The following is a 2,579-nucleotide window of genomic DNA, read 5'->3' as shown; positions in this document are numbered from 1 at the left end:
GCCGCCGCCCAGACCACCTACACCCCGCTGGCGGCCATGCTGCACCAGTTGGGCGGGCACGCCGCCCGCGCCGCCGTGCTGGCGGGCAAGGGGCTGTTCGTTGCGCTGCTGGCCGGGCTGCTCTATTCGGTGGGCAAGGGACTGCTGGGCTTTCAGTGGCACGTGGTCTTCGAAAACCTGCGTTCCCTGCTCATCTGGCACTTTCCCAACGGGCGTCCGGACGAGATGTTCCTGGGACTTGGCGGCCTTGCCTATTCGCTGCTGATGGCCGTCATCGCCATTTCGGTCAGCTTCTTCATCGGACTGGTCGTGGGCGTGGGGCGCTCGTCGGCCAACCGGGTGTTCCGCATTCCCTGCCTGCTGTACATCGAGCTGATTCGCGGCAACCCGCTGATCATCGTCATCTTCTGGGTATACTTCTTCATCCCGGTCATGTTCGGCACCACGCTGAACGTGTTCTGGTCGGCCACGTGGGCGCTGACGGCCTTCACCGGGGCCTACATCGCCGAAATCGTGCGCACCGGCATCCAGAACATTCCCGCCGGGCAGGTGGAGGCGGCCTACTCCACGGGCCTCACCTACCTGCAGGCCATGCGCAAGATCGTGTTGCCCCAGGCCCTGAAGCAGATGATCCCCGCCATCGTGGGCCAGTTCATCGCCATTTTCAAGGACACCTCGCTGGCCTTCGTGCTGGGCGTGCTTGAACTGACCTTCGTGGCCCAGGGCATCAACAACCGCCTGATGATCCACCCCATGGAAATCTACGGCACGGTGGCCTTCCTCTATTTCATCTGCTGCTACTCCATGTCGGTGTTCGCCGCGCGGCTGGAACGCAGGCTGTCGCCGGAAAAGGTCAGCCTGCGCATGTGACGCGCCCGGCGCACCGCCGGTCTGCACCGCAGCCACCTTACCCATTGACACCACAAGGCCCCCGCCGTCCTTCCCCGGAAGCGACGCGGGGGCCTTCTCGCGGTGTGGGCAAGGGTGCCGCCCCGCCCTGATAACCGGAAGTAGCCACTGCAAACTCCAAGCAACACCTGTAACCTCAAGGAGGCACCAAAAGGGGCCTTTGCACGGCTCCGCCATCCCTCTTCCGCGTTGCAACGTCCCGTCGTTTCTGGATACCGGGACATGGCACGGCCCTTGCTGACTACTGGAGTCCATTCGTGCACCCCACCCGCAAGGAGACGTCCATGTCGCACCGGCTGTCCAGTGTCCGCGCCCGCATCCTGCTGCTTGCCGCCTGCGGCATCGTGGCCACCGGCCTGGTGGCGGCCATCGCCTTGCACGCCATGAGTGCCATCCGCGCAGACTTCACTCGGGTGACCCAGCACAGCCTGGCGGGCAAGATCGCCACCCTGTCCATCGGCAAGGACCTGAACTACGTCAGCCGCCTTACCCGCAACATCATGCTGGGCAGCAACCTGGAGAAGGACCTGGCCGGGCTGGAACGCACCGCAGCCTCCATCCGCGAGGGATTCCGCGCCCTGAACAAGGCCGCCGACAACGACGAGGTTCGGCGTAAGGTGGCCGAGGCCGAGGATTCCACCATGCAGTTCGTGGAGGACGGCATGGTCTTCGTGCGGGGGCTTGCCCAGATGCCCCCGGCGGAACGGCACCAGCGCTACCCCCAGTACCAGGCGTCCGCAACCCCGCTGGCCGAGGCATCGCGCAAGCATTTCGACGCGTTGGTGACCCACGCAGATGCCTCGTACGCCGAAAGCCTGGCCCGCTTCGAGCATGACCTGGCCGCCGGGCGCACCCGGGTGCTGCTGCTGTCCGCTGGCGTGGTGGCCGCCCTGCTGCTGCTTGGCTGGGCCATCGTGCGGGTCATCGTGCGCCCGCTGGACCGGGCCACCGCCTATGCCCGCGCCGTGGAGGGGGGCCGCTACGACGACCTGACCGAAGACGAGGCCCGCGCCTTTTCGGGCGAGGTGGCCACCCTTGTGGGCGCCATGCGGGCCATGGTGGCCCAGATCCGCCAGCGCATCGGCTTTGCCCAGGGGGTACTGCGCAGCCTGCCGGTGCCCTGCGTCATCCTGAACACCGACGGCACGGTGCAATGGGCCAACGACGCCCTGGCCGCGCTGTCGGGACGAGGCGGCACCGGCGCATCACTGGTGGGACAGCCCGGAGATCGCGCCCTGCCCACCCCGCATGCCGCCGCCATCTGCGACGATGCCCTGCGCCGCAACCGGCTGCGCCGGGCCGACCTGCCTCTGGACGACGAGGGCGAGCGCGGCGCGGACATGACCGCCTGTCCCGTGCACGACCTGGACGGCAACCCCTTGGGGGTGATGGCCTGCCTGGTGGACGTTTCCGAACTGCGCCGCCAGCAGCGCCTGGTCATGGAACGCAACGAGGCCCTGGCCGAGGCCGCCGACAACGCGGGCCGGGTGGGCGGCGATGTAGTGGACGCCGCGCGTCGGGTGGATGACAGCGTGCGCGAATCGCTGCGCCGGTCGGACATGCAGCAGGCCCGCACCGCCGAGGTTTCCGTGGCCGTGGAACAGATGAACGCCACAGTGGCCGAGGTGGCGCGCGGGGCCACCGATGCCGCCGGGTCCGCCGACGAGGCC

The 2,579-nt window shown here is 67.9% G+C and carries 2 protein-coding genes; both read left to right on the top strand.

Features of this window, described 5'->3' with window-relative positions; all coding sequences use genetic code 11:
* On the top strand, positions 1-870 hold an 870-nt coding region (locus FVW27_RS12865), incomplete at its 5' end, for an amino acid ABC transporter permease (RefSeq protein ID WP_243838429.1).
* Between the two features lie 323 nt (positions 871-1,193).
* Positions 1,194-2,579 (top strand): PAS domain-containing protein (locus FVW27_RS12860; protein WP_167125716.1); only part of this gene is annotated, 1,386 nt, incomplete at its 3' end.

The organism is Nitratidesulfovibrio liaohensis, from assembly GCF_011682075.1.
In the GTDB taxonomy this organism is placed as follows: Bacteria; Desulfobacterota; Desulfovibrionia; order Desulfovibrionales; family Desulfovibrionaceae; genus Cupidesulfovibrio; species Cupidesulfovibrio liaohensis.
Note: the sequence above shows the minus strand (reverse complement) of the source record. Positions and strands in the feature narration are given on the sequence as shown.